Below are 23,461 nucleotides of genomic sequence, written 5' to 3'. Positions count from 1 at the left end.
AGGTAAAGTGCTTTATGGCATTTAGGGAATATGAAGATATAAATGAGCTCAAGCGGCTTCAACGAACTATCGAGCATGTTCTGAAGGATTTTATCCATGCATGTGACGAACTCGATCTTGATTATTATGCGTACGGCGGTACTTGCATCGGCGCCGTACGCCATCAGGGCTTTATTCCATGGGACGACGACGTGGATGTTGCTATGCCGCGCGATGATTACGAGAAGTTCCTATCTAAAGGTCTTTCGATTCTAGGAGATAAGTACAGAATCGATAACGCGCGAACTCAGGAATTCTACCCTTCGCCGTTTTCATACCTTGCCCTTGTGGGCACAGTGAATGTGCCTGATTTCTTTGAGCACTGTAAATGGACTCGTTCTATAGGTATTGATATTTTCCCGTTGGATAAAGTTTCCAATAATCCAATTCGAAGGATGCATCAGCTGGTTGGAACTTGGTTTTGGGGCCGTTTAGGGTTTCTTTCGGCAACTCCAAAACCATATTTGCCTTTTGATGGACTTAAGAAGGATGCTATCTATTTTGTATGCGGTGTAGCACATAAGGGACTCAAGTTATTTCACATTTCACCACGATGGATTCAGAAGAATTGGGAGCGCTGTGCAATGTTGGCAAAAAATGAAGACTGTCAGCTCGTCACAGATTTTTCCGATAGGCATCCTATGAAGTGGTCAGCCACTTCCGATGAGATCTATCCGTTATTGGAATCTCCCTTTGATGACTTTACCGTCAAGATTCCTCATGATTGGGATGGCTTGCTTACGCGTCAATACGGTGCGTATATGGAGCTGCCTCCTATGGAACAAAGAAAGAATCACTACCCTGTAGCGTTAGATTTTGGATCATATTAATGCAGGTCAATAAGGAAGAACGCAGCTTAATCTTGAGCGGTTTTTTTTGGAATACGCTCGGAAGCATCATTAACGCACTTCAGGGGGTTTTATTACTTGCGATAATTACACGCTTATCAAATGCCTATGTTGGTGGTCTCTTTTCGCTTGCCTACGCGATAGGGCAGCAGTACCGCCCACTAGGGGCTTTCGAAACGCGAGTATTTCAGGTAACCGACACTAAAGGGCAGTTTTCATTTCAAACATATCATTCAGCCCGCTTAATTACCTGTCTTGCAATGGTCGTGGCAATACTAATTCAATGCGTGGGCTCTTCTGGCCTTTCCGGTGATACTTTGGCTTTATTTCTAATTGCTGGATTACGACTGGCTGATGCATATGAGGATGTATACCAGGGGCAGCTTCAGCGTTTGGGCAGACTTGATTTGGGGGCACGTTCGTATTGCATTCGTGTCTGCATTACCACAGTCGTATTCTGTGTGGTGTTTGCGGGAACCGGCAATCTGTTGCTAACGGCGATAGTTACTAGTGCAATCACGTTCGTTTCAGTGCTGCTGTTAAACATCCCTATCTCAAAATCGGTATTCAATGTTGAGCTGCGCTTTTCAAAACAACAAATTCTTAAGCTGTTTTCCATTTGTTTTCCGCTGTTCATTTCTGCATTCTTGTCGAGTTATTTGGCAAATGCTTCAAAGTTTGCCGTTGAACGGGCGCTTTCTATGGAAGCACTTACGATTTATTCGATTCTCGTAATGCCTTCAATGGTCATTAATTTAATTGGTGGTTTTGTATTCCAGCCGATGTTATCAACACTCGCTGATACCTTTGCCGAGCAAGGATGGAATGGTTTTATATCATTAATAAAGAAAGGTGTTATTGGGTCAGCATTAGTATCAGTTCCGATAGTAATTGTTGCTGGTTTTATAGGACTGCCTATATTGTCAGCTATTTATCTCGTTGACCTGAGTCCGTATCTCGATTCCCTGATTGTTTTGCTGATTGCTGGTGCGTTTAACGTTGTCTGCACTGTTTTGTATTATGGACTTGTAACTATGAGGTGCCAAAGGGCTATTCTGATCTCTTATGTTGCTGCCGGTCTACTTGCCCTGCTAGTTTCTGTTCCGATTGTCTCCGCATTAGGTGTTTTGGGTGCTGGAATGTCCTACCTGCTTACAATGGCCTTCCTGTGTCTGTTACTTTGTTATTCCCTTTTTAGTAATAAATCAAATTAGGTTGCTCCGAGTCTGAAGTTCACGGCATGCCCATTCAAACTGGGCATGCCGTGAACTAATTATCTGACACTGTTTAGTTCTTAAAAATGGCTTGATAATAGGTGCCTTTATTTAGCGGAGTGTTTTTATAAGTCACCTTATGGATAGGGGATTGGGATTTAATGAACTCCCATTGCGGTTCCGAATAAGGATTGTCAAGCCTATTAAGGAGCAATTGCGGTGTCTCGTTGGATACCGGTGGAATCAATGAATACTCGTCAGGGTAGTATTCGGATGCGATTTTCAAAAAATAGTGATAAGTGAAGTAGTCCATGAGTCGGTTATTGTTTTTCCAGTATTGATAGAGAAGCTCCTCTGTCATTAAAAGAATACGGTTGGGTTTTTGTGCCGTAATAAACCAGCTTGAAAAAGGAATTGCTTGCCCGCTGCTTCCCGGCGACAGTGTCTGAAACAAAAAGAGGTCTGAATCAAAATAAAATGAATCTGGTTGTGCAGTAAGTAATACGGTCGAATCAATCCACGTTCCGCCATAGGTTGTAAGGAGATTTGTGCGAACAATATCCGAATAGTGCGTCCTTGAGATAATGCCCTGTTGATATTTATCTTCTACGTATTTTGGCAATGAAATGTAGTTATTTAGATTTTCTTCAGATAAGAGAACGATCTTTTTCTGGGGGCAATATTTCAATAGAGATTCGTAACATTTTTTTACGACTTCAGGCGCATTTTCAATTCCTTGGAACCACAAAACCCATATCGTATCTGACTGTTTAACGGTAGACGTTGCAAAACGTTTCTCCACGTTCGCTTTAACTTGTTCAATGTTAGGCAAAATTTGTCTCCGAAATTTATGAATCATTCGGTTGTAGAGGGTTAGCTGGGCGATCTCCAATCCTTTATCGCTCAGTCCCGTTGCTATAAGGGAAAGGGCGATGTTGGGCAGCAAACCTTCGCGAATGATTTGCTTTATAAGTCGCTGTTTTTCAGCATCGGCAATGGCTTTCATCTGTCCTCTTCCATTGTTGATTGACTAGCATTCAAACGGGCGATTAGTTGGCTTGCTTTCTTTGAATTGTATTAACAAGGCGGCTCGCCAGTATTTGTCCCATGAATCCCATGATTAATGAAAAGATTATTGTAGTTAATGCAAGAACTTCAACGCTGATGTTTGGATGTAAGAGCACTACCAATTGCCCTGCTGGCCAGCCCCAGAGATATACGCCATAAGACAATTCGAGTTTGTTTAGCAGTAGGGAGGCTTTTGATGCTTTCACTGAAAAAGCGAGCCATGCCATAAAGATTGGGAAACAGGCTAGCATTGTCGCATCAGACCATCCTATTGGCAGCGAAATGCAAAAGACGAAAAATGAGCCCAACGCGAGTGGTTTCGGTATGTGAATGGAATCCTTAAAAACATAAGCGGTCGTGCCTATCCAGTACAAAAGCACCGGTCTAACCACGCTAATCTGATACGGATATAAAATAATGAAATAGATCAAGACAAGTAATGCAATCGGCGCGCTCAGTTTGAGGTATTTGTTTCTATCAAAGTGGGTTAATTTAAAGGATAAGAACACAAGCAGATAGCAAGAGAATTCCACTGGAAGGGTCCATAGAGATCCGTCAACAACATTGGGATATGGGTTGGAATTAAATAGCCCAGGAAGACTGTGTACGGGAATTAATGCGATATTTAATAAAAAAACTGGTAAGGATGGGTTTGTGAAATACTGTGCGGGTGGCAGGGAAGAAGCCAACGGTCCAATCACAAATGCAAGCATCAGAACTAGGAAAGCAAGCTCAGGAATGATTCGCAAAATACGCTTCTTTATAAATGATGTAAAAGTCTTGCTTCTTTCGGCACTTCCTGCAATGAGGTAGCCACCAAATAAAAAGAAAACTCCAACAGCGAATGCGCCGTAGCCTAAGCTATCCGACGTTATGGTACTTAATAAATCCTTTTCACTATGATTGATGCCCCCAATCAAGGCATAGGAATGACTCACAATGACTCCAAAAGCACAGATGAGTCGGATAAGCGCTAGATTATTCTCATGCCCGACGGCTATGGTTGACAATGGAGCTGACGTTAACCCTTTTTGCATTATTGTCCTAAGCATCTCTGATGAATTGAATAATAATGGTACTACTGTTTATATGGTTCTGAAAACCGTTGTGGATACTGTGTTGCCTCTGGTGTTGGTTCTCTGCCTAATGTGTAGCTCATCTTGTTGGTGCTATGTTTAGTTTTAGCTAAGGACACCGGGTTATCATTGAAAGGTGGTTCATGAATAATCCCAATAGGGTACTAGTTATTGTACCTGCATATAATGAGGCAGAATCTATTCGGGCATCAGTTGAAGCTGTAATTGATGCAGGATATGATTATGTCGTGGTCAATGATGGTTCAACCGATAACACGCTTGAGGTCTGTCGCGTCAACCACCTCAATGTACTTGATCTTCCTCAGAATCTTGGTATCGGTGGAGCTGTTCAAGCCGGCCATAAGTACGCAAAAAAATATGGGTACGACATTGACGTCCAGGTCGATGGCGATGGGCAGCATGACCCATCTTATATTTCTCAAATGGTTGAGCAGATTGACGCTGGCTATGACTTGGTGATCGGTTCTAGGTTCCTCGAACGGACCGGGGGATTTCAATCTACTTTTTTGCGCCGAGTGGGCATTACGTGGCTTACCAAGGTGATTAAAATATGTACGGGGAAGTACATAGCGGACCCAACATCTGGGTTTAGAGCCTGTGGGCCGAAGGCAATCGATTATTTCTGCAAGAACTATCCTGTTGATTACCCCGAGCCTGATTCGATTGTTTCAGTGCTTAGTCAGGGCCTGTCTGTGTCTGAGGTTCCCGTTGTCATGAAAGAGCGTCAGGGAGGCGCTTCATCAATTTCGGGCTTTTCGAGTGCCTATTATATGATTAAGGTTACTCTTGCAATTATTATTTCTGCCTGTTCAAAAACGAGGTGTTAAAGTGCCACTAACTCTTCGAGTTTCCGTTGCAGCTGCATGCATTTTACTCGTTGCATACGTTGTTAGACTTATCGTGAGCGGTAGGCTTCAGCTTAAATACTCTCTTCTGTGGCTGGCGTTGGTGCTGGTTCTGCTCTTGTCTGCATTGTTTCCACAGCCTCTTTGCTTCTTATCGTCGGCGATGGGTTTTGCAACTCCTTCGAACTTTATATTTGTTCTGGGGTTTGTCTTTGTAATCTTAATCATGCTTTCACTTAGTTTAATTGCCAGCAAACAGGCCGATGCGATTAAGAACTTAACTCAACGAGTTGCATTGCTTGAAAAGGATATCGAGAGCATTCTGAGGGATAAGTAGTTCTATGTTTACGTGTAATGATCATACATTCGTAGTTTGCGCCTATGGCGAATCACCGTATTTGAGCGACTGTATATCGTCTTTAATGAACCAGCAACAAGCCAGTAGGATCCTTATCTCAACTTCTACTCCGAATAAGCATATTGAGCAGGTTGCTTCTAGCTATAACTTGCCTGTATCTATTAACAATGGGATGCCGGGGATTGGCCATGACTGGAATTGTGCAATTTCCCATGTACAAACTCCATTGGTCACCATTGCTCATCAAGATGATCTGTATTCCCCTAATTATTCAATTGAAATGCTTCGCTCTGTGAACGCCTCCAAACATCCTCTGATCTTCTTTTCAAATTATGGGGAGATTCGTAATGGGGAGTATGTCGATGACATCTCGATTCTTAAAGTGAAAAGACTAATACTAAGAAAATTCGCTCGAGTCGGTAATTCATCTATAGTCAGAGATAAGCGTCGGGCTTTGCGGTTTGGATCTGCGATTTGTTGCCCTTCGGTCACATATGTTATGCCTAATCTCGAGACACCTTTGTTTTCGAGTGAGATGAAGTGTGACTTGGACTGGGAAGCGTGGGAGAGATTTTCGCGACTTGAAGGTTCTTTTGTTTATTCTCCCGAGATTCTCATGCATCATCGAATTCACAAAGAATCTGAGACGACTTCCTTGATCCAAGATAATACACGGAGCTCTGAAGACCTTGCTATGCTTGAAAAATTTTGGCCTAAAAAGGTTGCGAAAGTAATTCATCGACTATATTCAGTCAGCATGAATAGCAACACTCTTTAACGTCTCCGTGTTGGACTTCTCCTCTGAGTCGGTCGACGAGCGCATCGTGTATGACTGAATTCGGCTATTAGCCTTCGAAGTCGGATGCTACGGCGCTATGCTTGCATCGATATTATCGACTTAACCTCTGAGATATTAAATAGCTTGTTGATATACTTACTACCATTACATTTAGTTGCGCTCATGTGAGTTTTGAAATTTAAGGATTCCAGCATGACGAGTTTTGTAAGATATAAACCTGCTTTTCTTACTTTTGCCGGCTTATTTGCAGTCTATTCCGTATTTTGGTATTTAAATAATCCTAGATTGCTTGTTCTGCTTACAATTGCGATTTCGTTAATTATAATTCTCGCACTCGGCAGCGTATTTGCTAGTGAAAAGGATTGCCTTAAAAGTGAGTGGGTATTCTTGGCGCTGCTCATATCATTTTTAATCATATTTTGCTTAATTTTCCCTCCGTTCACCGCGCCCGATGAGGGTCATCATTATTTTTCGACTTATTGGTTGGTTGATAGCCTTCCATTTAATGCTCATGTGAAAAACGGTGCTTTTCTGGTACGAGATATTGATTACGCGCTGTACAATAGCCGCCAACCGGGCGATGCAATTAATTCAGCTTCATTTGATTCTGTTATTGATGGTTTTTCACTATTCGGAAATGGACAGCTGATTCCTTTCAGTGAATTTTCTTTTAGTGTCGGCAGCGAGAATGTTACTGCAAAACTAGGTTCTATTATTGGTTTGCAGATAGGGTTGTTCTTTGGGCTTGGAGCTTACCCCGCGTTCTATATGGGTCGAATTGGTTCGGCTCTCTTTTTTTGCTTCTGCGCTTTCCAGGCATATCGAATTGCACCTAAAGGCAAATCGGTCATTGTATTCGTTTCATTGTTGCCCATGACGCTTCATTTAGCCGCTTCATATTCCTATGATTCTGGAATCATCGCTTATTCACTTTTGTTATTCGCATGCTTGATGCGCGGTTATTTTGGCGAACAGCGGTCGATAGGCAATAGAGAAATCATTATATATTTAATCATTTCGGTTCTTTTGGCTCCGTGCAAGGTTATCTATTCAGGGTTGATTTTACTTGGATTGTTTGTCCCTCTTTCGCAGTTCCTTGATGAGAAGACCGGGCGTTTTAGCAAGTTCATGTTGATCTTTTGCGTTGTTGTTTCTGTATTGGCCTTACGTTTGGCATCGATGAGCAGCTTGGTCTCTCAGCCTTCAGATTCCTCTCGGGGCCATGAAGCGGGGCAGTTATATTCGCTCAGCGATATTTTGCTGCATCCAAAGAATAGTTTCCTTGTTTTATGTAGAACTCTCGACTCTCTAGGCGATTTCTATTGGGAAACGACCTTGGGCTATTCTCTTGGATGGCTTCAAGAGAACTTGCGTTTCCCTGCATTCTATATGATTCCTTATTTGTTTTTTGGGTTTATTTGCTGCCTTGACTCTAGTGATGAACCTTCGTTTCTTGCTACTCCAGTATCCTTTCTTTTCATTTTTGCTTTCCTTTTGGCTGCACTCGGTTCCATTGCGTCGATGTGGTTGGCATGGACTTTCAATTATGAAAATGTAATACAAGGTGTTCAGGGGCGCTATTTTCTTCCAGCTTTACCAGCCTTATTGTTTGGACTAAGAACTCGATTATTTAGGTTCAACTCTTCTTCCATTTCCGTTGTTACTCTTGGCGTCTGTGCTATGAACTGCCTATATCTTATTCGCTTTATTAGCGTCGCCTCCTGTTTGTAGATTCATCTCGCGTGCAGTTGCTTTGGTAATTTCTTGTAGTTGGGGGACTTCGTCTCGGGGTTGAGCAGGCCTGGTCTATCAAAGGCTAATTTGATTTAATGGGAAAAGTGTAATGATGAGAAATTGTTATTTGAGTTTTATCGGTGTGGTCTGCCTTGCATCAATTTGCTTCACGCCTCTTTTATGCCCCACGATTGCTTTTTCATTACCCGAAGATTGTGCGGTTCTAGGCGCTGATGATTCTACAGATTAATCGGTACAGGGCCCAGTTGGGCCATCGGATGGTGATCGGTTACCTTCTGATTCGGTTAACTTCACAGCGTCTATCGATTTGTCGACATATGAATACACTGGTGATGCGATTACTCCGAGTGTGTCGGTTTTTGCTGATAGCGGTTTAAAGCTTACATGTGGGACTGATTATGAAGTCTTTTATGCGAATAATGTTGCACCTGGCTGTGCTGATATAGCTGTAAATGGGCTAGGGGACTACGCTGGCGCTACCACCCGGCTGTCGTTCCAGATTGTTCGCTCTTCTGATAACAAAATCGCCCTTCCTGGTTCTTGGGTCTGCGAAAACGGTAAATGGTGGTGGAGATATGAGGCCGGTGGCTGGCCGTCAAACTGTTTTCTGACTATTGGGGGAGCCGAATATTATTTTGATTCCGAAGGCTACGCAGCTACTGGCTGGAGATACCTGAGTGATGGATGGCACTTATTCTCTGAATCCTGTGCGCATTTGAAGGGATGGGCTGCCATCGGCGGTCATTGGTTCTTCCTTGACGAAACATCAGGTTCAATGAAGACCGGTTGGGTTTTAGACAATCATAACTGGTACTATTTGGACGGTTCGGGTGCTATGCATACAGGCTGGCTGCTCCTTGGCAATACTTGGTATTGGCTTGAGCCTTCCGGATCAATGGCTACGGGCTTTAAACTTGTAAACGGCAGTTTGTATCATTTTTCTCAATCTGGATCCATGAACACTGGTTGGTTTGTTGACGATGGGACATGGTATTGCGCCAATGGCTCTGGAGCGATTCGCACAGGATGGTTTTACTTTGATTCTAGCTGGTATTTGCTTGATTCCAATAATAATGGCGCCATGCTCGAAGGATTTCAGTCTGTAAATGGTAATTGGTACTATTTGGATTCGGATAGTGGCGGCGCATTAGAGTGCAACGCCTGGGTCTTCTCGCAAGATGGAAACGCATATTATGCGTGCAGCAGTGGTGCAATTGCGTTAAAGGGTGTCAAGGACAGCGTGGGCGCAATTAAGCTCAACGACGCCGAAGGAAAGCCCATGGTAGGCTGGTATTGGTCCTCCGCTGCTCAGACGTGGTTTTACACGGATCCAGACGGGGTGCTACAGCGCGGTTGGCAATTAATTGGCGGGAAGTGGTATCACCTCGATAACGAATCTGGCGTTATGAATACAGGCTGGTTCCGCGATGATGACGGGCTATGGTATTACCTTATGTCGTCAGGTCAAATGGCAACTGGCTGGAACAGTATCGATAATGGCGAGTATTTCTTTAATGCTGCCGGTGCTTGGGTAGACCCCGAGCGTTCTGCCTGTACTTCCTTTCAGTCTCAAATTGTTAGCCGCTGCTACAACGTTCCTTCTCCTGGAGTGGGGTTGTGCTCGGAGTGGGTTAGCGAGGTTTTTTACCCCGTGCTAGGGTCTTATCCCAACGGTGACGCATGCGACATGTTTTGGAATTGGTGTCATAGTCGAGATATATCGCAGCTTAAGGTTGGAATGATAGTTGCGGTCCCTACTCATACGCATACTAATGCGGGGGCTCGCTGGGGACACATTGCTATTTACGTCGGTAACGGTATGGTAATGGATAACATCGGCTACATTAGGACGACGTCACTGGCCTGGTGGCTGAACTACTACCACACTACCGCTACGCCTCTGTGGGGCTGGGTTTTAAATACGCCATTAGAATAAGATGCTCTCTGACTGTCGAGTAGAGGACAACTTATCACAATAGGGGAATCGAGGGTTAATCCTCGATTCCCCTATCTAGCTTAGACACACGCTAATTTGCCGTGATTGAATAAGAGAAGAAACGTCAACTTCTTATAAATGATAATAACGATTCGCAGGTTCCCCAACGGTAAAGTTTGGATTCATATAGGGATCGCCTTCGACGTAATGCTTAGCCCAGCGATAATTCATGTATGCGACCTCTTTGTGGAAGCGAATCTGCTTCTCCGTATTGTTTTCAACGCCTCTAGAAATCGACTCGTAGTGATAGAGCTCGACTTCGGGTGTGTATACGATCAGGTCGTTGATCTCGCGTAGCTTTAAACAAAAGTCAACGTCATTAAATGCAACTTGAAGCTCTTCCGTGAAACCTCCGACTTTCTCATATTCGCTACGCTTGGTCATTATGCAAGCTGCAGTGACGGCGCTGAAGTCTTGTTGCGCATCGTTGAGTGCAAAGTAGCCCCAGTTATCCTTTGGCATGCTTTGGCAAAGATGTCCAGCCACGCCGCCAGTGACGCATAAGCCCGCGTGCTGAATGGTGTTGTCGGGATAGTAGAGTTTTGCACCAACTGCGCCAACATCCTCACGTGCACAGATGCCAAGCATTATCTCAATCCAATTGGGCGTAATTACCTCAGTATCGTTATTCAATAGCAAGAGATAGTCGCCCTTGGCGTGAGCAACGCCAAAGTTCATGAGTTTGGAGAAATTGAATTCGTGTTCCCAAGTTACAAGACGAACGATGTCAGGATATTTTGCTTGCAACTTATCGTAATAATCGAACGTCGCCTTTTCTGTGCTGTTGTTTTCGATTATGACAAGCTCGTAATTATCGTACGTTGATTTCTCAACAATTGACTTAATGCAGTTGTCCAGAATGTCGGCGTGGTCTTTAGTTGGAATGATAATTGACACGAGTGGATGGGAATCTGGCACAGCGTAGGTTACTTTATATGTAAAGGGACGACGCGCTTGTTCGACCTTCGCATTGAGCCCAAGCCTGTCCAAATGACTCTGGACCGCTTTGATACCTGCGATAGTGGCATACGGCTTGCTATCGGCATTTGCTGCGGTGGAGGTCTCGCTTAGGCGCCAGTGATATAGAACCTTTGGAACATGATGAACTTTCCTTGCCTTTTCCACGGCGCGGAGAGTCAGATTATGATCCTGCGCTCCATCGAACTCTTTCGTGTTCGGTTCTAGAGTGTCAAGCAGAGACTTACGGATGGTAAGCATATGGCAGATATAGTTATTGTTTCTGAGCAGATCGATATTGAAATCCGGCTTAAAGAACGGCTGCGCTAGCTTTCCATCAGGCATGAGTTTATCTTCATCACAATATAGAAGATCGACGTCATCATTGTTTTCAATTGCCTCGGCATATGAGAACAACAAGTCCGGTTCAAGAATATCGTCATGGTCAAAGAAGCTAACGAAATCACCCGAAGCGATGGCAACGCCGGCGTTTGTATTTTCGGAAATGCCCTTATTCTCGGTAAGGTTAATTGATTTAATTCTGTTGTCGTGGGCCGTCTCCTGCTCAACGTGAACCTTTAGTTCCTGATTGTCAGGACTTGCATTAACTAGGATGAGCTCCCAGTTTGCATAAGACTGGTTTTTTACGGATTCGGTCATATCGTTAAAGAACGAAATGGGTGTGTTGTATAGAGGGACAATAATGCTGAACTTCGGAGCACTGTTGAAGACGATTTTTCTCTGCTTCTCCAGAGCGCCGATGGTTGCCTTATGCTCCGTGAACCATTCGGGGTATTCAGGGTCAAACTGCGCATGGGTAAAGAGAAAGTTGGTCTCCTCAAGAAGCAAGCCTAACTTATCGGGTGTTAAGCAGTCAAATGCACTGAATGATGGGTGATTTTGATCGTCAATAATAAAGTAGTAACGATCGAACGCCTTTGGCATTCGAATTGAGAGCTGCGTTTCAAGCTGCTTTTTCTCAGACGTAAATCCAACGCTTGTTACATTCGAACCGAAATTGACGATGCTCAAATTAACTTCATTAAGGGTTCGATCGAAACAACGAAGTTTGATTTGCGAGTCGCTACGATAAGGAGTTCTCACCGTGCACCTAAGGATATAGTCGCTTGAATCTTCGATGCACTGCCAGAAATCAATCGTTGCCATGTCAAACTCTGAAACGTCATCGTAGTTTCGGAGTTTGCTGCACATGTCAGGTTTAATTTTGTAGTTAAGGCGAGACTCCCATTTGATGTTCTTGCAATTGAGCGAAAGGGAGTCGCTGCTCAGGGTACGACCGTCTTGGCCGATTTCGCAAAACTCAATTTTGATGGTGCGGGCATCGGGATCGGGGAGTACAAGGACGTATGAGTTCGAGTCACAACCATTGTCCCGGAATTTTAGGAGGGATAAAGGTAAGCAGCGGTTGTCGTTTGTAGCCGCTTGGGCTGTTACGCTGGAGCCTTTATGGATGCCTTCAATCTTAAGCTGCTGGTAGATTTTCCAGTTTCCTCTGCATACTCCGGTTGTTTCGACTCGCATTGTTTGCCTTTCGTTTGTTGGACACTGCTCATTGTACTTTTTCATTTGTTGCCTCGCTAGAAATGCAGAAAGAGTTGCGTGTTTCTGCTGTCCGATTTAAATAAGAAGACGGGGAGGTTGCTGCCGGTGCGTATAATTTAATTAACTATGCATTTGTAATCAGCGGCTTTTGCTCAACGATTGTCAATCGAGAGGATTATTATGAAAGGCATCATCCTCGCCGGCGGGTCCGGCACGCGCCTGTACCCGCTCACGCTCGTGACCTCCAAGCAGCTGCTGCCGGTCTACGACAAGCCCATGATCTACTACCCGCTCAGCACCCTCATGCTTGCGGGCATCCGGGACATCCTGGTCATCTCCACGCCGACCGACCTGCCCAACTTCGAGCGCCTGCTCGGGGACGGCTCGCGCTACGGCGTCAACCTGTCCTACGCCGAGCAGCCGAGCCCGGACGGCCTGGCCCAGGCCTTCACCATCGGCGAGGAGTTCATCGCCGGCGAGCCGTGCGCGCTCGTGCTGGGCGACAACATCTTCTACGGCAACGGCCTGTCGCGCCACCTGACGCGCGCCGTGCAGAACGCCGAGTCGGGCCGCGCCACGGTCTTCGGGTACCACGTCGACGACCCCGAGCGCTTCGGCGTCGTGGAGTTCGACGGCGAGGGCAGGGCCGTCTCCATCGAGGAGAAGCCCGCCGAGCCCAAGAGCTCCTACGCCGTCACCGGCCTGTACTTCTACCCGGGCGACGTCGCCGCCAAGGCGCACGAGGTCAGGCCCTCGGCCCGCGGCGAGCTCGAGATCACAACGCTCAACCAGATGTACCTGGAGGAGGGGACGCTGTCCGTCGTCACCCTCGGCCGCGGCTACGCGTGGCTGGACACCGGCACCATGGAGAGCCTGCACGAGGCCGCGGAGTTCGTCCGCGCCGTGGAGCACTCACAGGACCTTCCCGTGTCCGTGCCCGAGGAGATCGCCTGGGAGAACGGCTGGATCACCACCGCGGAGCTGGAGGAGGCCGCCAAGGCCTACGGCAAGTCGGTCTACGGGCAGCACCTGAAGAAGGTCGCCGCCGGCGAGATCGTCAACAGCCCGCGCGAGTACTAGCGCAAGCTTGTTTTCTTTCAGGGGTCACCGTTTATCTGGTGGCCCCTTTCGTTATGATTACGTTGACCATAAAGACAATATGATTGGGAGTGGATGTGTTAAGCGTCTACTTTGGCGATATGCCAGAAGCGATTTACAACACAGCGACATATTTCAAAAACTCTTACCGGTCTTCTTGGATTACGGATCCCTATGCAGTCTCGATAATTAAAGATGTCGATCGATCGGTTGTTGTCTCCGAAAACGTCATCGAAAGCCCTGTGCTTGGATCCATCTCCCCACTCCAGCTTTCTGGTGGCGTGAAAACGCTGCTGCTTATGAGATTTGATCGTAAGCATATTTTTAACGCTTCTACCTGTGGTGACAACTGTGCCAAGTGGATTCTCGACATGGCGAAAGACCGCAAGCTCGTTGTGAATCTCTATCATGTGATGGACTTTGGCCGCGAGGATTTTAAAATCAAAGTCGTGAACAGCGGCCGAATCGTTCATAACATGGCCGAATTGATTCACGAGTCGATTCCGTATCTGTAGGTGCTGCTTATGAACGGTTCGCATCTTGTTAAGATTTCCCGCCGTAGGGGAACCAAGTACACATTTACCATCAAGCGGAACATCACTATTGTGCGTGGCGATAGCGGCACGGGTAAGACGACGCTGTTTGACATGGTCGCAGACTACATGCGAACGGGCGAGCAGTCGGGCGTTTCCTTGCAATGCGATTGTCCCTGTGTCGCCCTGACCGATTATGATTGGCGAAACCAGCTTTCGTCCGTTCATGACTCGATTGTATTTGTCGATGAGGGCTTAAAAGAGATCCATTCTGATGAGTTTGCCCATCATGTGCTGTATTCCTCGAATTATTTCGTGCTGATCTCAAGGGCTGATTTCCCCAATCTTCCGTATAGCGTGGATGAGATTTACAAGATTAAGACGAGCGGAAAATACCATTCTTTCGTCCCTGTTTATCAAGATCGCGGGAATCATCGTTATGCTATTTCCCGGTCGGCGCCAAAACAGGACTTTTCTATCCTTCTATGCGAGGACAGTAAGTCTGGTTTCCAGTTCTTTAAACGGCATTTTGCTGACAGTGAGCTTACCTGTACTTCGGCCATGACGAACAGCGCGATTTTGGGCTGGTTGGATCAGCATCTCGACGATCGCGTGTTTGTTGTCGCGGACGGGGCGGCATTTGGGTGCTATGCGGACCGCGTCCTTAAGCTGCAAGACATTCACCGCGATACTGTTACGGTTTGTCTTCCCGAGTCGTTCGAATGGCTTCTGCTGAGCTCCGGCGTAATTTCAGGGCTAGATGCCAAAGCAGTTCTGCAAGAGCCGGAAGCGTTTGCAGACAGTGAGAAGTTTAAAAGCTGGGAGGACTTCTTCTATAAGTACTTACGCGATAAAACTGGGAATTCGGTCTTCCGGTACGACAAAGACTGCATTCCGGAGGCGTTTTGTAGGGGAAGTAATTCTGCGAAGGTTATGGCTCTTATCGCGTGCCGAAATGTCCGATAGTTTTGTTGAATAGTGTCGCGGCATCACTTCCTGCGGCATACTAAAGAAGCTGTACATGCTTCAGATTGGATTTTCATGTCTGAGATTTTTGAACCTAAGAACATCATCGTCACGGGCGGCTGCGGCTTCATCGGCAGCAACTTCGTGCACTACGTGGTCAACAACCACCCCGGGGTGCACGTGACCGTCCTGGACAAGCTGACCTACGCCGGCAACCCCGAGAACATCGCGGGGCTGCCGACGGACCGCGTGGAGCTCGTCGTCGGCGACATCTGCGACGCTGGGCTGCTCGATGAATTGGTCCCCGGCCACGACGCGATCGTCCACTACGCCGCCGAGAGCCACAACGACAACTCCATCGCCGACCCTGAGCCGTTCCTGCGCACCAACGTGGAGGGCACCTTCCGCCTGCTGGAGGCCGTCCGCAAGCACGGCGTCCGCTACCACCACGTCTCCACCGACGAGGTCTACGGCGACCTGGCGCTCGACGACCCCGCCAAGTTCACTGAGGAGACGCCCTATAAGCCGTCCTCTCCGTACAGCTCGACCAAGGCTTCCTCCGACATGCTCGTCCGAGCGTGGACCCGCACCTACGGGCTTCGCACCACGATCTCCAACTGCTCCAACAACTACGGCCCCTACCAGCACGTGGAGAAGTTCATCCCCAGGCAGATCACCAACATCGTCGACGGCGTGCGCCCCAAGCTCTACGGCCGCGGCGAGAACGTCCGCGACTGGATCCACACCGAGGACCACTCCAGCGCCGTCTGGGACATCCTCACGAAGGGGCGCATGGGGGAGACCTACCTCATCGGAGCCGACGGGGAGAGGAACAACATCACCGTGCTGCGCATGATCCTCGAGGCCATGGGAAAGGACCCCGAGGACTTCGACTGGGTCGCCGACCGCCCCGGCCACGACCGCCGCTACGCCATCGACTCCACCAAGCTCCAGCGCGAGCTGGGCTGGAGGCCGGCGCACACCGACTTCGCCGGGGGCCTGAAGCAGACCATCGACTGGTACGTCGCCAACGAGTCCTGGTGGCGCCCCGCCAAGGAGGCCACCGAGGCCCGCTACCGCGCGCAGGGCCAGTAAGACTGCATTCCGGCGAACCGCACCGCGGGGCGCCCGCGCGGGGATGCAGGGCATGGGGATGATCCTGCGTCCCCGCGCGGGCGCCCCCGGTTATACAACCTCTTCGATAGGAGCTTTTCCCACATGGCAGACATCGCATTCGAGAAGGACCTCTCCGTCGCCGAGACCGGCATCGAGGGCCTCAAGGTCGTCGACCTCGCCGTCCACGGCGACTCGCGCGGCTGGTTCAAGGAGAACTGGCAGCGCGCCAAGATGTGCGCCCTGGGCATCCCGGACCTCCGCGTCGTCCAGAACAACATCTCCTACAACGACAGCCGCGGCGTCACGCGCGGCATCCATGCCGAGCCCTGGGACAAGTTCATCTCCGTGGCCCGTGGCTCGGTCTTCGGCGCCTGGGTGGACCTGCGCGAGGGCAGCGAGACATTCGGCAAGGTGTTCACCTGCACGCTCGACCCGAGCAAGGCCATCTACGTCCCGCGCGGCGTTGGCAACTCCTTCCAGGCGCTCGAGGACGGCACCGCCTACACCTACCTGGTGGACGCCCACTGGTCGCTCGAGCTGAAGAAGACCTACACCTTCGTGAACCTCGCCGACCCGGAGCTCAACATCCAGTGGCCGATCCCTCTCGACCAAGCTGTCGTCTCCGAGGCCGACCTCAACCACCCGATGCTGAAGGACGTCGTCCCGATGGCGCCGAAGCGCACCCTCGTCACCGGCTGCAACGGCCAGCTGGGCCATGCGGTGCGAAAGCTCGCCGAGGAGCGCGGCGTCGCCAAGGACTTCGACTTCTGCGACATCGACACCTTCGATATGTCAGACCCGGACGCCTACACACAGTACGACTGGTCGCTCTACGGCACCGTGATCAACTGCGGCGCCTACACCGCCGTGGATAGGGCGGAGACCGCCGAGGGCCGCGCGACCGCCTGGAAGGCCAACGCGACCGGCCCCGCCCTCCTCGCCCGCACATGCTCTGATCACGGGATCACCCTCGTCCACGTGTCCAGCGACTACGTCTTCGACGGCACCGCCGAGGTGCATGACGAGGACGAGCCCCTCAGCCCGCTGTCCGTCTACGGCCAGACCAAGGCCGCCGGCGACATCGCCGTGGCCGGGTGCCCGCGCCACTACATCATGCGCTCCAGCTGGGTCATCGGCGAGGGCCGCAACTTCGTCAAGACGATGAAGGGCCTGTCCGACCGCGTCGCCGACCCCGAGGACGGGCTCGAGCAGGTCACGGTCGTTGACGACCAGCTGGGCCGCCTGACCTTCACGCGCGACATGGCCGAGGCCATCTTCCACGTGCTGGGGACGCATGCCCCCTACGGCACCTACGACTGCACCGGCTCCGGCACCGTCAAGTCCTGGGCCGATATCGCCCGCGCCGTCTTCGAGGCCGCCAACGGCAACGGGGACAGGGTCGTGCCGGTATCGACCGCCGACTACTACGCGAGCGCCGAGGGCCCCGTCGCCCCGCGCCCGGTCCACTCCGCGTTCGACCTGTCCAAGCTCGAGGCTGCCGGCTTCCACATGCCCGACTGGGAGGAAGAGCTGGGGGAGTACATCAAGACGCTCTAGCCGCTATTAACTTTTCGAGAGTAAAAGCCGCCGTTCTTTAACGGCGGCTTTTCTTGTTGGTGGCTATCTGCGCAGTGGTGCCAATAGTATTTTGCGGAAGATCTACCTCTCGCTTGGCATGGAAGTAGGGTGGCCGGGCTGGTCGTCGTAGGCGTATTTGCTGTACACGTTGACCTCCCACTGCTTTTTTTCGACCTTTGCTACAGAATCTAGGATGAAGCCGGTCGCAAGGCTCAGGCCGCACAGGAACATAAACGAGGCGGCGAGCATAGCGGTGGGGAAGCGCGGGACGAGGCCGGTCTGGAAATATTCGACAACGATGGGCATGCCCAGGGCGAGGCCGAATACCGCGAACAGAAGCGCAACGAGGCTGAAGAACTTCAGCGGGCGGTAGTCCTTGAACAGCGTGCCGATCATCGCAACGACTTTAATGCCGTCGCTCACGGTGTTGAGTTTGGACTCGGAACCCTCGGGACGGTCGCGGTACTCGATGGGCACATCTTTGATGCGCCAGCGGTGGTCGACGGCGTGGATCGAGAGCTCGGTTTCGATCTGAAAGCCCTCGGAAAGCACTGGGAAGGTTTTAACGAACGGGCGGCTCATGGCGCGGTAGCCTGTCATGACGTCATCGAAGCTGTAGCCATAGATCCACTTGATCATGGCGCGGACCAGATTATTGCCAAAGCCGTGGAAGGCACGCTTGTTCTCCTCGGCGTAGGTGCCGTTGGAAAGGCGATCGCCTACGGTCATGTCGGCCGTGCCGTTAAGGATGGGCTCGCAGAGGGCCTTGGCCGCCTCGGCGGGGTAGGTGTCGTCTCCGTCGACCATCAGGTAGCAATCGGCGTCGATATCGCGAAACATCTGGCGGCACACGTTGCCCTTTCCCTGACGGGGCTCAAAGCGGACTGTGGCGCCGTGCTCGGTGGCAATGCGTGAGGTATCGTCCGACGAGTTGTTGTCATAGACATAGACCGTCGCCTGCGGAAGCTCGCGGTGAAAGTCGTCGATGACTTTGCCGATCGTGAGCGCTTCGTTGTAGCAAGGGATGATGACGGCGATGGATTCAGAATTCACTTAATGCTCCTTATACATTCAATCCTAGAAAGTATAGCCGTTTGGGCCTGGCATCCTAAGATGTGGGTTAGTTCTCCAGTTTTGTTGCGCGAATCGTTTGCATGGCCGTCGGGTCTATACTGTTCGTTTGTCAACGATTACGAGTAAAGGAGTTGCATCCGTGTCGGATCAGACAAAGCAACAAGAAACTCGCAGTCTGCCTGCGACGTTTGCTAAGAACGAATTTGAGAAGGACGCGTTTATCCTTCGTCAGCTGGTTACCAAGGATTTTAAGATCAAGTATCGCCGTAGCGTTCTGGGCGTCGCATGGTCGGTGCTCAACCCGCTGCTGATGATGATCGTCATGGCCATCGTGTTCTCGACGATTTTTGGCCAGGGCCGCAATGGCTCAATGACGCCCGAGATGTACCCGCTGTACTTGATCGTGGGTAACATCACCTTTGCCGTCATGTCTGAGTCTACTAACCAGGCCCTGACGTCGATCGTGGGCGCTGCCCCTCTGCTCAAGAAGGTTAAGGTGCACCGCTGGGTTTTCCCGGTGCAGAAGGTGCTCTTCTCGCTGGTCAACTTTGCCTTCTCGCTGGTCGCCGTCGCCATCGTCATGCTGTGGTTCCGCGTTATGCCTTCTTGGCACCTGATTCTGTTGCCGGTTTGCCTGCTGCTGCTTATGTGCTTCTGCATGGGCCTGGGCATGATGCTCTCTGCCCTTACGGTCTTCTTCCGCGACGTTATGCATCTGTGGAGCGTCGTCATTACGGCGTGGACTTACATTACGCCCATCTTCTGGACGACTGACTATATTGCGCAAATGCCGCATCTCGTGCGTATCTTGATGTATGCGAACCCCATGTTCAACTACCTGCAGTTTATGCGCGATATCTTCCTGTTCCAGACTACGCCCTCGCTTATGACGTTTGGTATGTGCGTCGCTTGGGCGGTTCTTGCGCTTATTATTGGCTATACCGTGTTCCATAAGTCCGAGCGCAAATTTATCCTCTACATCTAAGGAGTGCTGTGATGACTGAATCTGTTGTTGATTACAGCGAGCAGCCTCTGGCTGTCGAGGTCGACGACGTCACCATGATCTTTAACATGGCGTCCGAGTCGCTGACCAACCTCAAGGAGTACTTCATTAAGCTTGCCAAGCACGAGCTGTTCTTTGAGGAGTTTAGGGCGCTTAAGCACATCTCGTTTGATATTCATCGCGGCGAGGTTGTGGGTCTGGTCGGCACCAATGGCTCCGGCAAGTCTACGATGCTCAAGATTATCGCTGGCGTTCTTGAGCCTAGCGAGGGCAGCGTTAAGGTGCACGGTAACATCGCGCCGCTGATTGAGCTTGGCGCCGGCTTTGACCCCGAGCTGACCGCCCGCGAGAACATCTATCTGAACGGCGCCCTGCTCGGCTATACCAAGGAGTTCATCGACGCCAACTTTGACGGCATTATCGAGTTCGCTGAGCTGCAGAACTTTGTCGATATGCCGCTTAAGAACTTCTCTTCGGGCATGGTGGCGCGTATCGCCTTTGCAATCGCGACGATTACCGAGCCCGATATTCTGATCGTTGACGAGACGCTGTCCGTCGGTGATGTGTTCTTCCAGCAAAAGTGTGAGGCCCGCATCCAGCACTTTATCCAGAGCGGCGACGTGACGGTTCTGTTCGTTTCGCACTCTATGGAGCAGGTTGAGCGCATCTGCCAGCGTGCCGTTTGGATTGAGAAGGGTGACCTTCGCATGGACGGCCCGGTCAGTGAGGTCTGCAAGGCGTATCGTGAGCAGTTCAACTAGGTTATAATTACTTACGCTTGGCCGAATTGTTTGGCTGGGCGTGCGGTTATTTGCTCCATTAGCTCAGTTGGATAGAGCAGGGGACTTCTAATCCCAAGGTCGACGGTTCGAATCCGCCATGGAGCACCATCGTTTATTAAGCCCAGACCGCTTGGTGGTCTGGGCTTTTTTCATCTTGTGTGCTGCGGTTTTGAAGGGTTCGCAATGGGAAGCAAAAGGCTCGACTGGATCGATATTGCGAAGGGAATTGCAATTATTCTGGTCATTGTGGGGCACACCGTCCCAAATCCCTCTCCCTTGCGGCACGCGATCTTCTCGTTTCATATGCCGGTGTTCTTTATTCTTGCCGGGTATACGTTTAGGCCGAAGCCGTGGCGCGAGCTGCTGAGTGGTTCGGTGTCGCGCCTGCTGGTGCCGTATGTGGTTCTTGCACTGGCGTGGCAGGTGCCGACGTTCTTGATGAGCGGCGCTCCTTTGACGAGCGGTACGCTGGTTGCGGGGCTTAAGACGCTTGTGTTTGCTTCGGGCGTTGATGTGCCTGGGCTTGGTGTCGCTGCCGTTGGCATGGCATGGTTTTTGGCGGCGCTGTTTACGTCGCGCCTGCTGTTTAATGCGCTTGTGCGGTTGTTTGATCGCGGCGGGATTGGGGTTGTTTGGCAGGGCGTTGTCTGTGCCGCGATTGCCTTTTGCGGTTTGAGCGTGTCTCGCTATTTTGGTGTTTACCTGCCGCTCGATTTGGATCTGAGCTGCTACATCGTCTTGCTGATGTGGATTGGCTATACGGCGCGCCAAAGGGGGCTCGAGACGAGCGTGAGCAAGGCCTTGCTGTTTATTGGAGCCGGTGTCGCTTGGCTTGTCCTTGCCGCGCTGAGTGGGCTTGAGCTTTCGAGCCGCCGCGTGGATGGGTTTGTGGTTGCGACAGTTGCCGCTCTTGCCGGCAGCTATTGCGTGTGCTGGGTTTCCATGGCGCTGGAGAAGTTGAAAGACGTGCCGGTTTTGGGGTCCTTTGAACAAGCGCTCGTGTTCTGCGGACAGGCCAGTCTTGCCATCTTTGCAATCCACACGGTCGATTGGTTTATCCCCTGGCAGACCATGCCGTTGCTTATGGCGTTGCCAGTGCCATGGCTCCTTGCGTCGATTGTGCGCTGCGGGTGCGACATAGGGTTGGCGTACGTCATCAAGAAGGCGTAATTAAAAGCGGGAGGCGGTCTTTTTGAGAGCCGCCTCTCGCTATTATGAAAGGGTTTCGAGGTGCGAATTCGTGCTGGGCTTTGACTCGATTGCTTGATTTTACGTCTGATCTCGCACTTTTCCACCTGGTTAACTTAGATAAAACTGGGGTTCGAACCAGTTTTCGAATGAGTAGGAATCATTTTTTTCCGTCCATTTGTCGTCGTCAATGAAGAATCTGAAATCATCGTCCCCGCAGATATCTTCGGGCCATTGATCCCAACCTAAATCTCTTGGATAGCCGTTTGCATCGAGATCGGTCTCATTGGATTCCCAGTCGGAAACGAGTTCGAATGACGCGTCTCGGATCAGCCTTACAAGTAATTCTTGTGCAACGGTGTGAGCCATTAAGTCATGTCCGTGTTTTGCTCTCAGGCGATATCTAATCAGATCTGCTCGCAACCTGAACAGAAAGTCATAGTCGTACTTCATCAGGTATTGAGATGGAAGTAAGTCAATTATCCAGCTATCGGGGAGTTGTCCAACATGAGTCCCTTTTGGAAGATGAGAAAGGTCCTCAAGATCTTGATTAATATAGTCAAGCAGAATATCGGTGCCAAAGGCGAAGGACGCTGCACCTTTATAACCGTATTCGTCTTTTAAGAATTGGGACCAGGCGGCATGAGACGAATCGATTGCCAGCGATTCCTTTGTTGTGTCCTCATTAACAGTCTCTGCTGCAGAATCATCGGGGAAGTTTTTCCATTTCAGGACTTTGCATACAGCTGTTGCCTTGTCGCTTCGAATGGATTGGCCGCTCTCATACTTACCCCATGTTTTTGCCCCGATACCGGCTCTGGAAGCTGCTTCTTCGATGCTAAGACCCAGTTCTGCTCTCCTTGTTTTGATTTGGTATGCCAGATTTTCACTAACTTGGATCGTCTTTGGAGGCATCTTTGTTCCTTTCAGATACCGGAACGTATAGGATACCTACCATATTAATACTAAATAGATGGTTGTAAAGCTGGTATGTTGTCAGTTTGCGTTTGATGGGGTTCGTACAAGAAAAACGCGCGTCCACAGAATGTGTGCTGCGGACGCGCGTTTTACTTATGGATGTTACCTTGGCGGACGGAAGACCAATACGCTCGATCCTGTCGCTTTGTTTGCTTTTTCCTAGGCTAGACGCTCTTTCAGCAGCTCCAACGCGTGGGCGTAGCCTTGGAGGCCTTCGCCGGTGATGGTGGCGAAGCAGGCCAGGCGTGCATAGCTCACCTGGCGGAAGTCCTCGCGTGTCTCTACGGCGCTGATGTGTACCTCGATGGCAGGGATGGCGACGGCCTTGAGGGCGTCGAGGATCGCCACGCTCGTGTGCGTGTAGGCCGCCGGGTTGATGACGATGCCGTCGACCTTGCTATAGGCCTCCTGGATCTTGTCGACGATGCCGCCCTCGTGGTTAGACTGGAAGACCTCGACCTCGTCGAAGCCCTGTGCGGTGCCCGCTTCCTGGCAGATCTGCACTAAGCGGTCGTAGTTGTCGCTGCCATAGATGCCCGGCTCGCGAATGCCGAGCATGTTGAGGTTGGGGCCGTTGATGACGAGTGCTTTCATGGTTGCTTCCTT

21 protein-coding genes and 1 tRNA gene are annotated in these 23,461 nt (G+C 50.1%); 16 read left to right on the top strand and 6 right to left on the bottom strand.

Going from position 1 to position 23,461, the window contains the following annotated elements; genetic code table 11:
* Positions 1-14 precede the first annotated feature (14 nt).
* Positions 15-869 (top strand): phosphorylcholine transferase LicD, encoded by an 855-nt coding sequence (locus tag DXD94_RS01990; RefSeq protein WP_117763059.1) that lies wholly within the window; start codon positions 15-17, stop codon positions 867-869.
* Entirely contained in the window at positions 869-2,101 is a 1,233-nt protein-coding gene (locus tag DXD94_RS01985; RefSeq protein WP_117763058.1) for a lipopolysaccharide biosynthesis protein, read from the top strand. The genes DXD94_RS01990 and DXD94_RS01985 overlap by 1 nt, the downstream gene beginning before the upstream one ends.
* Before the next feature lie 73 nt (positions 2,102-2,174).
* Here DXD94_RS01985 and DXD94_RS01980 read toward each other — a convergent pair whose 3' ends face one another.
* Positions 2,175-3,107: a capsular polysaccharide synthesis protein gene (locus tag DXD94_RS01980; RefSeq protein WP_117763057.1), complete on the bottom strand. Its 933-nt coding sequence runs from the start codon at positions 3,105-3,107 to the stop codon at positions 2,175-2,177.
* Between the two features lie 43 nt (positions 3,108-3,150).
* Positions 3,151-4,206, bottom strand: a complete 1,056-nt coding sequence (locus tag DXD94_RS01975; RefSeq protein WP_255415017.1) for an acyltransferase — start codon at positions 4,204-4,206, stop codon at positions 3,151-3,153.
* A 182-nt stretch (positions 4,207-4,388) separates the two neighbouring features.
* Between DXD94_RS01975 and DXD94_RS01970 the strand changes: the two genes are divergently transcribed.
* The 5 genes from DXD94_RS01970 (at position 4,389) to DXD94_RS01950 (ending at position 9,959) form a co-directional block, all read left to right on the top strand.
* Positions 4,389-5,093 carry a glycosyltransferase family 2 protein gene (locus DXD94_RS01970; RefSeq protein ID WP_117763055.1) on the top strand — a complete coding sequence of 235 codons (705 nt, stop codon included), beginning with the start codon at positions 4,389-4,391 and terminating at the stop codon, positions 5,091-5,093.
* A gap of 1 nt (position 5,094) precedes the next feature.
* Complete coding sequence (locus DXD94_RS01965) at positions 5,095-5,448, top strand: DUF2304 domain-containing protein (protein WP_117763054.1); 354 nt, start codon at positions 5,095-5,097, stop codon at positions 5,446-5,448.
* A gap of 4 nt (positions 5,449-5,452) precedes the next feature.
* On the top strand, positions 5,453-6,247 hold the full coding sequence (locus DXD94_RS01960) for a glycosyltransferase family 2 protein (RefSeq protein WP_117763053.1): 795 nt from the start codon (positions 5,453-5,455) through the stop codon (positions 6,245-6,247).
* A gap of 213 nt (positions 6,248-6,460) precedes the next feature.
* Positions 6,461-7,999 carry a DUF2142 domain-containing protein gene (locus DXD94_RS01955; RefSeq protein ID WP_117763052.1) on the top strand — a complete coding sequence of 513 codons (1,539 nt, stop codon included), beginning with the start codon at positions 6,461-6,463 and terminating at the stop codon, positions 7,997-7,999.
* Positions 8,000-8,372: 373 nt separating this feature from the next.
* Entirely contained in the window at positions 8,373-9,959 is a 1,587-nt protein-coding gene (locus DXD94_RS01950) for a hypothetical protein (RefSeq protein WP_147347112.1), read from the top strand.
* A 132-nt stretch (positions 9,960-10,091) separates the two neighbouring features.
* Here the strand turns inward: DXD94_RS01950 and DXD94_RS01945 are convergent, their stop codons facing one another.
* Complete coding sequence (locus DXD94_RS01945) at positions 10,092-12,563, bottom strand: glycosyltransferase (RefSeq protein WP_117763050.1); 2,472 nt, start codon at positions 12,561-12,563, stop codon at positions 10,092-10,094.
* 156 nt (positions 12,564-12,719) lie between these two features.
* On the opposite strand from DXD94_RS01945, the gene rfbA reads away from it, so the two are divergent.
* From rfbA to DXD94_RS01920, 5 genes are all read left to right on the top strand, one after another.
* Positions 12,720-13,619, top strand: coding sequence for a glucose-1-phosphate thymidylyltransferase RfbA (gene rfbA / locus DXD94_RS01940; protein WP_117763049.1), 900 nt, complete (start codon positions 12,720-12,722; stop codon positions 13,617-13,619).
* A gap of 95 nt (positions 13,620-13,714) precedes the next feature.
* The gene (locus DXD94_RS01935) at positions 13,715-14,152 is read left to right on the top strand and encodes a DUF4869 domain-containing protein (protein WP_035138697.1); all 438 of its coding nucleotides are present in this window, start codon (positions 13,715-13,717) and stop codon (positions 14,150-14,152) included.
* A 9-nt stretch (positions 14,153-14,161) separates the two neighbouring features.
* Positions 14,162-15,136 carry a hypothetical protein gene (locus tag DXD94_RS01930; RefSeq protein ID WP_022094782.1) on the top strand — a complete coding sequence of 325 codons (975 nt, stop codon included), beginning with the start codon at positions 14,162-14,164 and terminating at the stop codon, positions 15,134-15,136.
* Positions 15,137-15,211: 75 nt separating this feature from the next.
* Positions 15,212-16,231, top strand: coding sequence for a dTDP-glucose 4,6-dehydratase (rfbB, locus tag DXD94_RS01925; RefSeq protein WP_117763048.1), 1,020 nt, complete (start codon positions 15,212-15,214; stop codon positions 16,229-16,231).
* A gap of 123 nt (positions 16,232-16,354) precedes the next feature.
* Positions 16,355-17,809 (top strand): sugar nucleotide-binding protein, encoded by a 1,455-nt coding sequence (locus tag DXD94_RS01920; RefSeq protein WP_117763047.1) that lies wholly within the window; start codon positions 16,355-16,357, stop codon positions 17,807-17,809.
* 102 nt (positions 17,810-17,911) lie between these two features.
* Here the strand turns inward: DXD94_RS01920 and DXD94_RS01915 are convergent, their stop codons facing one another.
* Positions 17,912-18,883 carry a glycosyltransferase family 2 protein gene (locus DXD94_RS01915; RefSeq protein WP_052044190.1) on the bottom strand — a complete coding sequence of 324 codons (972 nt, stop codon included), beginning with the start codon at positions 18,881-18,883 and terminating at the stop codon, positions 17,912-17,914.
* A 160-nt stretch (positions 18,884-19,043) separates the two neighbouring features.
* On the opposite strand from DXD94_RS01915, the gene DXD94_RS01910 reads away from it, so the two are divergent.
* The 4 genes from DXD94_RS01910 (at position 19,044) to DXD94_RS01895 (ending at position 21,859) form a co-directional block, all read left to right on the top strand.
* On the top strand, positions 19,044-19,889 hold the full coding sequence (locus tag DXD94_RS01910; protein ID WP_022094778.1) for an ABC transporter permease: 846 nt from the start codon (positions 19,044-19,046) through the stop codon (positions 19,887-19,889).
* Positions 19,890-19,900: 11 nt separating this feature from the next.
* Positions 19,901-20,668 carry an ABC transporter ATP-binding protein gene (locus DXD94_RS01905; protein ID WP_117763046.1) on the top strand — a complete coding sequence of 256 codons (768 nt, stop codon included), beginning with the start codon at positions 19,901-19,903 and terminating at the stop codon, positions 20,666-20,668.
* A 52-nt stretch (positions 20,669-20,720) separates the two neighbouring features.
* Positions 20,721-20,797 (top strand) — tRNA-Arg (locus tag DXD94_RS01900).
* 75 nt (positions 20,798-20,872) lie between these two features.
* Positions 20,873-21,859: an acyltransferase family protein gene (locus tag DXD94_RS01895; protein ID WP_117763045.1), complete on the top strand. Its 987-nt coding sequence runs from the start codon at positions 20,873-20,875 to the stop codon at positions 21,857-21,859.
* A gap of 129 nt (positions 21,860-21,988) precedes the next feature.
* On the opposite strand, the gene DXD94_RS01890 is transcribed toward DXD94_RS01895, so the two are convergent.
* Both DXD94_RS01890 and aroQ read right to left on the bottom strand, forming a co-directional pair.
* Positions 21,989-22,792, bottom strand: a complete 804-nt coding sequence (locus DXD94_RS01890; protein WP_117763044.1) for a helix-turn-helix transcriptional regulator — start codon at positions 22,790-22,792, stop codon at positions 21,989-21,991.
* A gap of 222 nt (positions 22,793-23,014) precedes the next feature.
* Complete coding sequence (gene aroQ / locus DXD94_RS01885) at positions 23,015-23,449, bottom strand: type II 3-dehydroquinate dehydratase (RefSeq protein WP_117763043.1); 435 nt, start codon at positions 23,447-23,449, stop codon at positions 23,015-23,017.
* Between the last annotated feature and the right edge of the window lie 12 nt (positions 23,450-23,461).

It is taken from the genome of Collinsella sp. TM10-22, from assembly GCF_003466125.1.
Classification (GTDB): Bacteria; Actinomycetota; Coriobacteriia; order Coriobacteriales; family Coriobacteriaceae; genus Collinsella.
The sequence above is the reverse complement of the archived record's forward strand: the minus strand, read 5'-3'. Positions and strand labels throughout refer to the sequence as shown.

Bases quoted from the DNA above. Each gene is read 5' to 3' on its own strand.
- DXD94_RS01990 (WP_117763059.1), top strand. From the start codon at position 15: ATGGCATTTAGGGAATATGAAGATATAAATGAGCTCAAGCGGCTTCAA.
- DXD94_RS01985 (WP_117763058.1), top strand. From the start codon at position 869: ATGCAGGTCAATAAGGAAGAACGCAGCTTAATCTTGAGCGGTTTTTTT.
- DXD94_RS01980 (WP_117763057.1), bottom strand. From the start codon at position 3,107: ATGAAAGCCATTGCCGATGCTGAAAAACAGCGACTTATAAAGCAAATC.
- DXD94_RS01975 (WP_255415017.1), bottom strand. From the start codon at position 4,206: ATGCAAAAAGGGTTAACGTCAGCTCCATTGTCAACCATAGCCGTCGGG.
- DXD94_RS01970 (WP_117763055.1), top strand. From the start codon at position 4,389: ATGAATAATCCCAATAGGGTACTAGTTATTGTACCTGCATATAATGAG.
- DXD94_RS01960 (WP_117763053.1), top strand. From the start codon at position 5,453: ATGTTTACGTGTAATGATCATACATTCGTAGTTTGCGCCTATGGCGAA.
- DXD94_RS01955 (WP_117763052.1), top strand. From the start codon at position 6,461: ATGACGAGTTTTGTAAGATATAAACCTGCTTTTCTTACTTTTGCCGGC.
- DXD94_RS01945 (WP_117763050.1), bottom strand. From the start codon at position 12,563: ATGAAAAAGTACAATGAGCAGTGTCCAACAAACGAAAGGCAAACAATG.
- rfbA (WP_117763049.1), top strand. From the start codon at position 12,720: ATGAAAGGCATCATCCTCGCCGGCGGGTCCGGCACGCGCCTGTACCCG.
- DXD94_RS01930 (WP_022094782.1), top strand. From the start codon at position 14,162: ATGAACGGTTCGCATCTTGTTAAGATTTCCCGCCGTAGGGGAACCAAG.
- rfbB (WP_117763048.1), top strand. From the start codon at position 15,212: ATGTCTGAGATTTTTGAACCTAAGAACATCATCGTCACGGGCGGCTGC.
- DXD94_RS01920 (WP_117763047.1), top strand. From the start codon at position 16,355: ATGGCAGACATCGCATTCGAGAAGGACCTCTCCGTCGCCGAGACCGGC.
- DXD94_RS01905 (WP_117763046.1), top strand. From the start codon at position 19,901: ATGACTGAATCTGTTGTTGATTACAGCGAGCAGCCTCTGGCTGTCGAG.
- DXD94_RS01895 (WP_117763045.1), top strand. From the start codon at position 20,873: ATGGGAAGCAAAAGGCTCGACTGGATCGATATTGCGAAGGGAATTGCA.
- DXD94_RS01890 (WP_117763044.1), bottom strand. From the start codon at position 22,792: ATGCCTCCAAAGACGATCCAAGTTAGTGAAAATCTGGCATACCAAATC.
- aroQ (WP_117763043.1), bottom strand. From the start codon at position 23,449: ATGAAAGCACTCGTCATCAACGGCCCCAACCTCAACATGCTCGGCATT.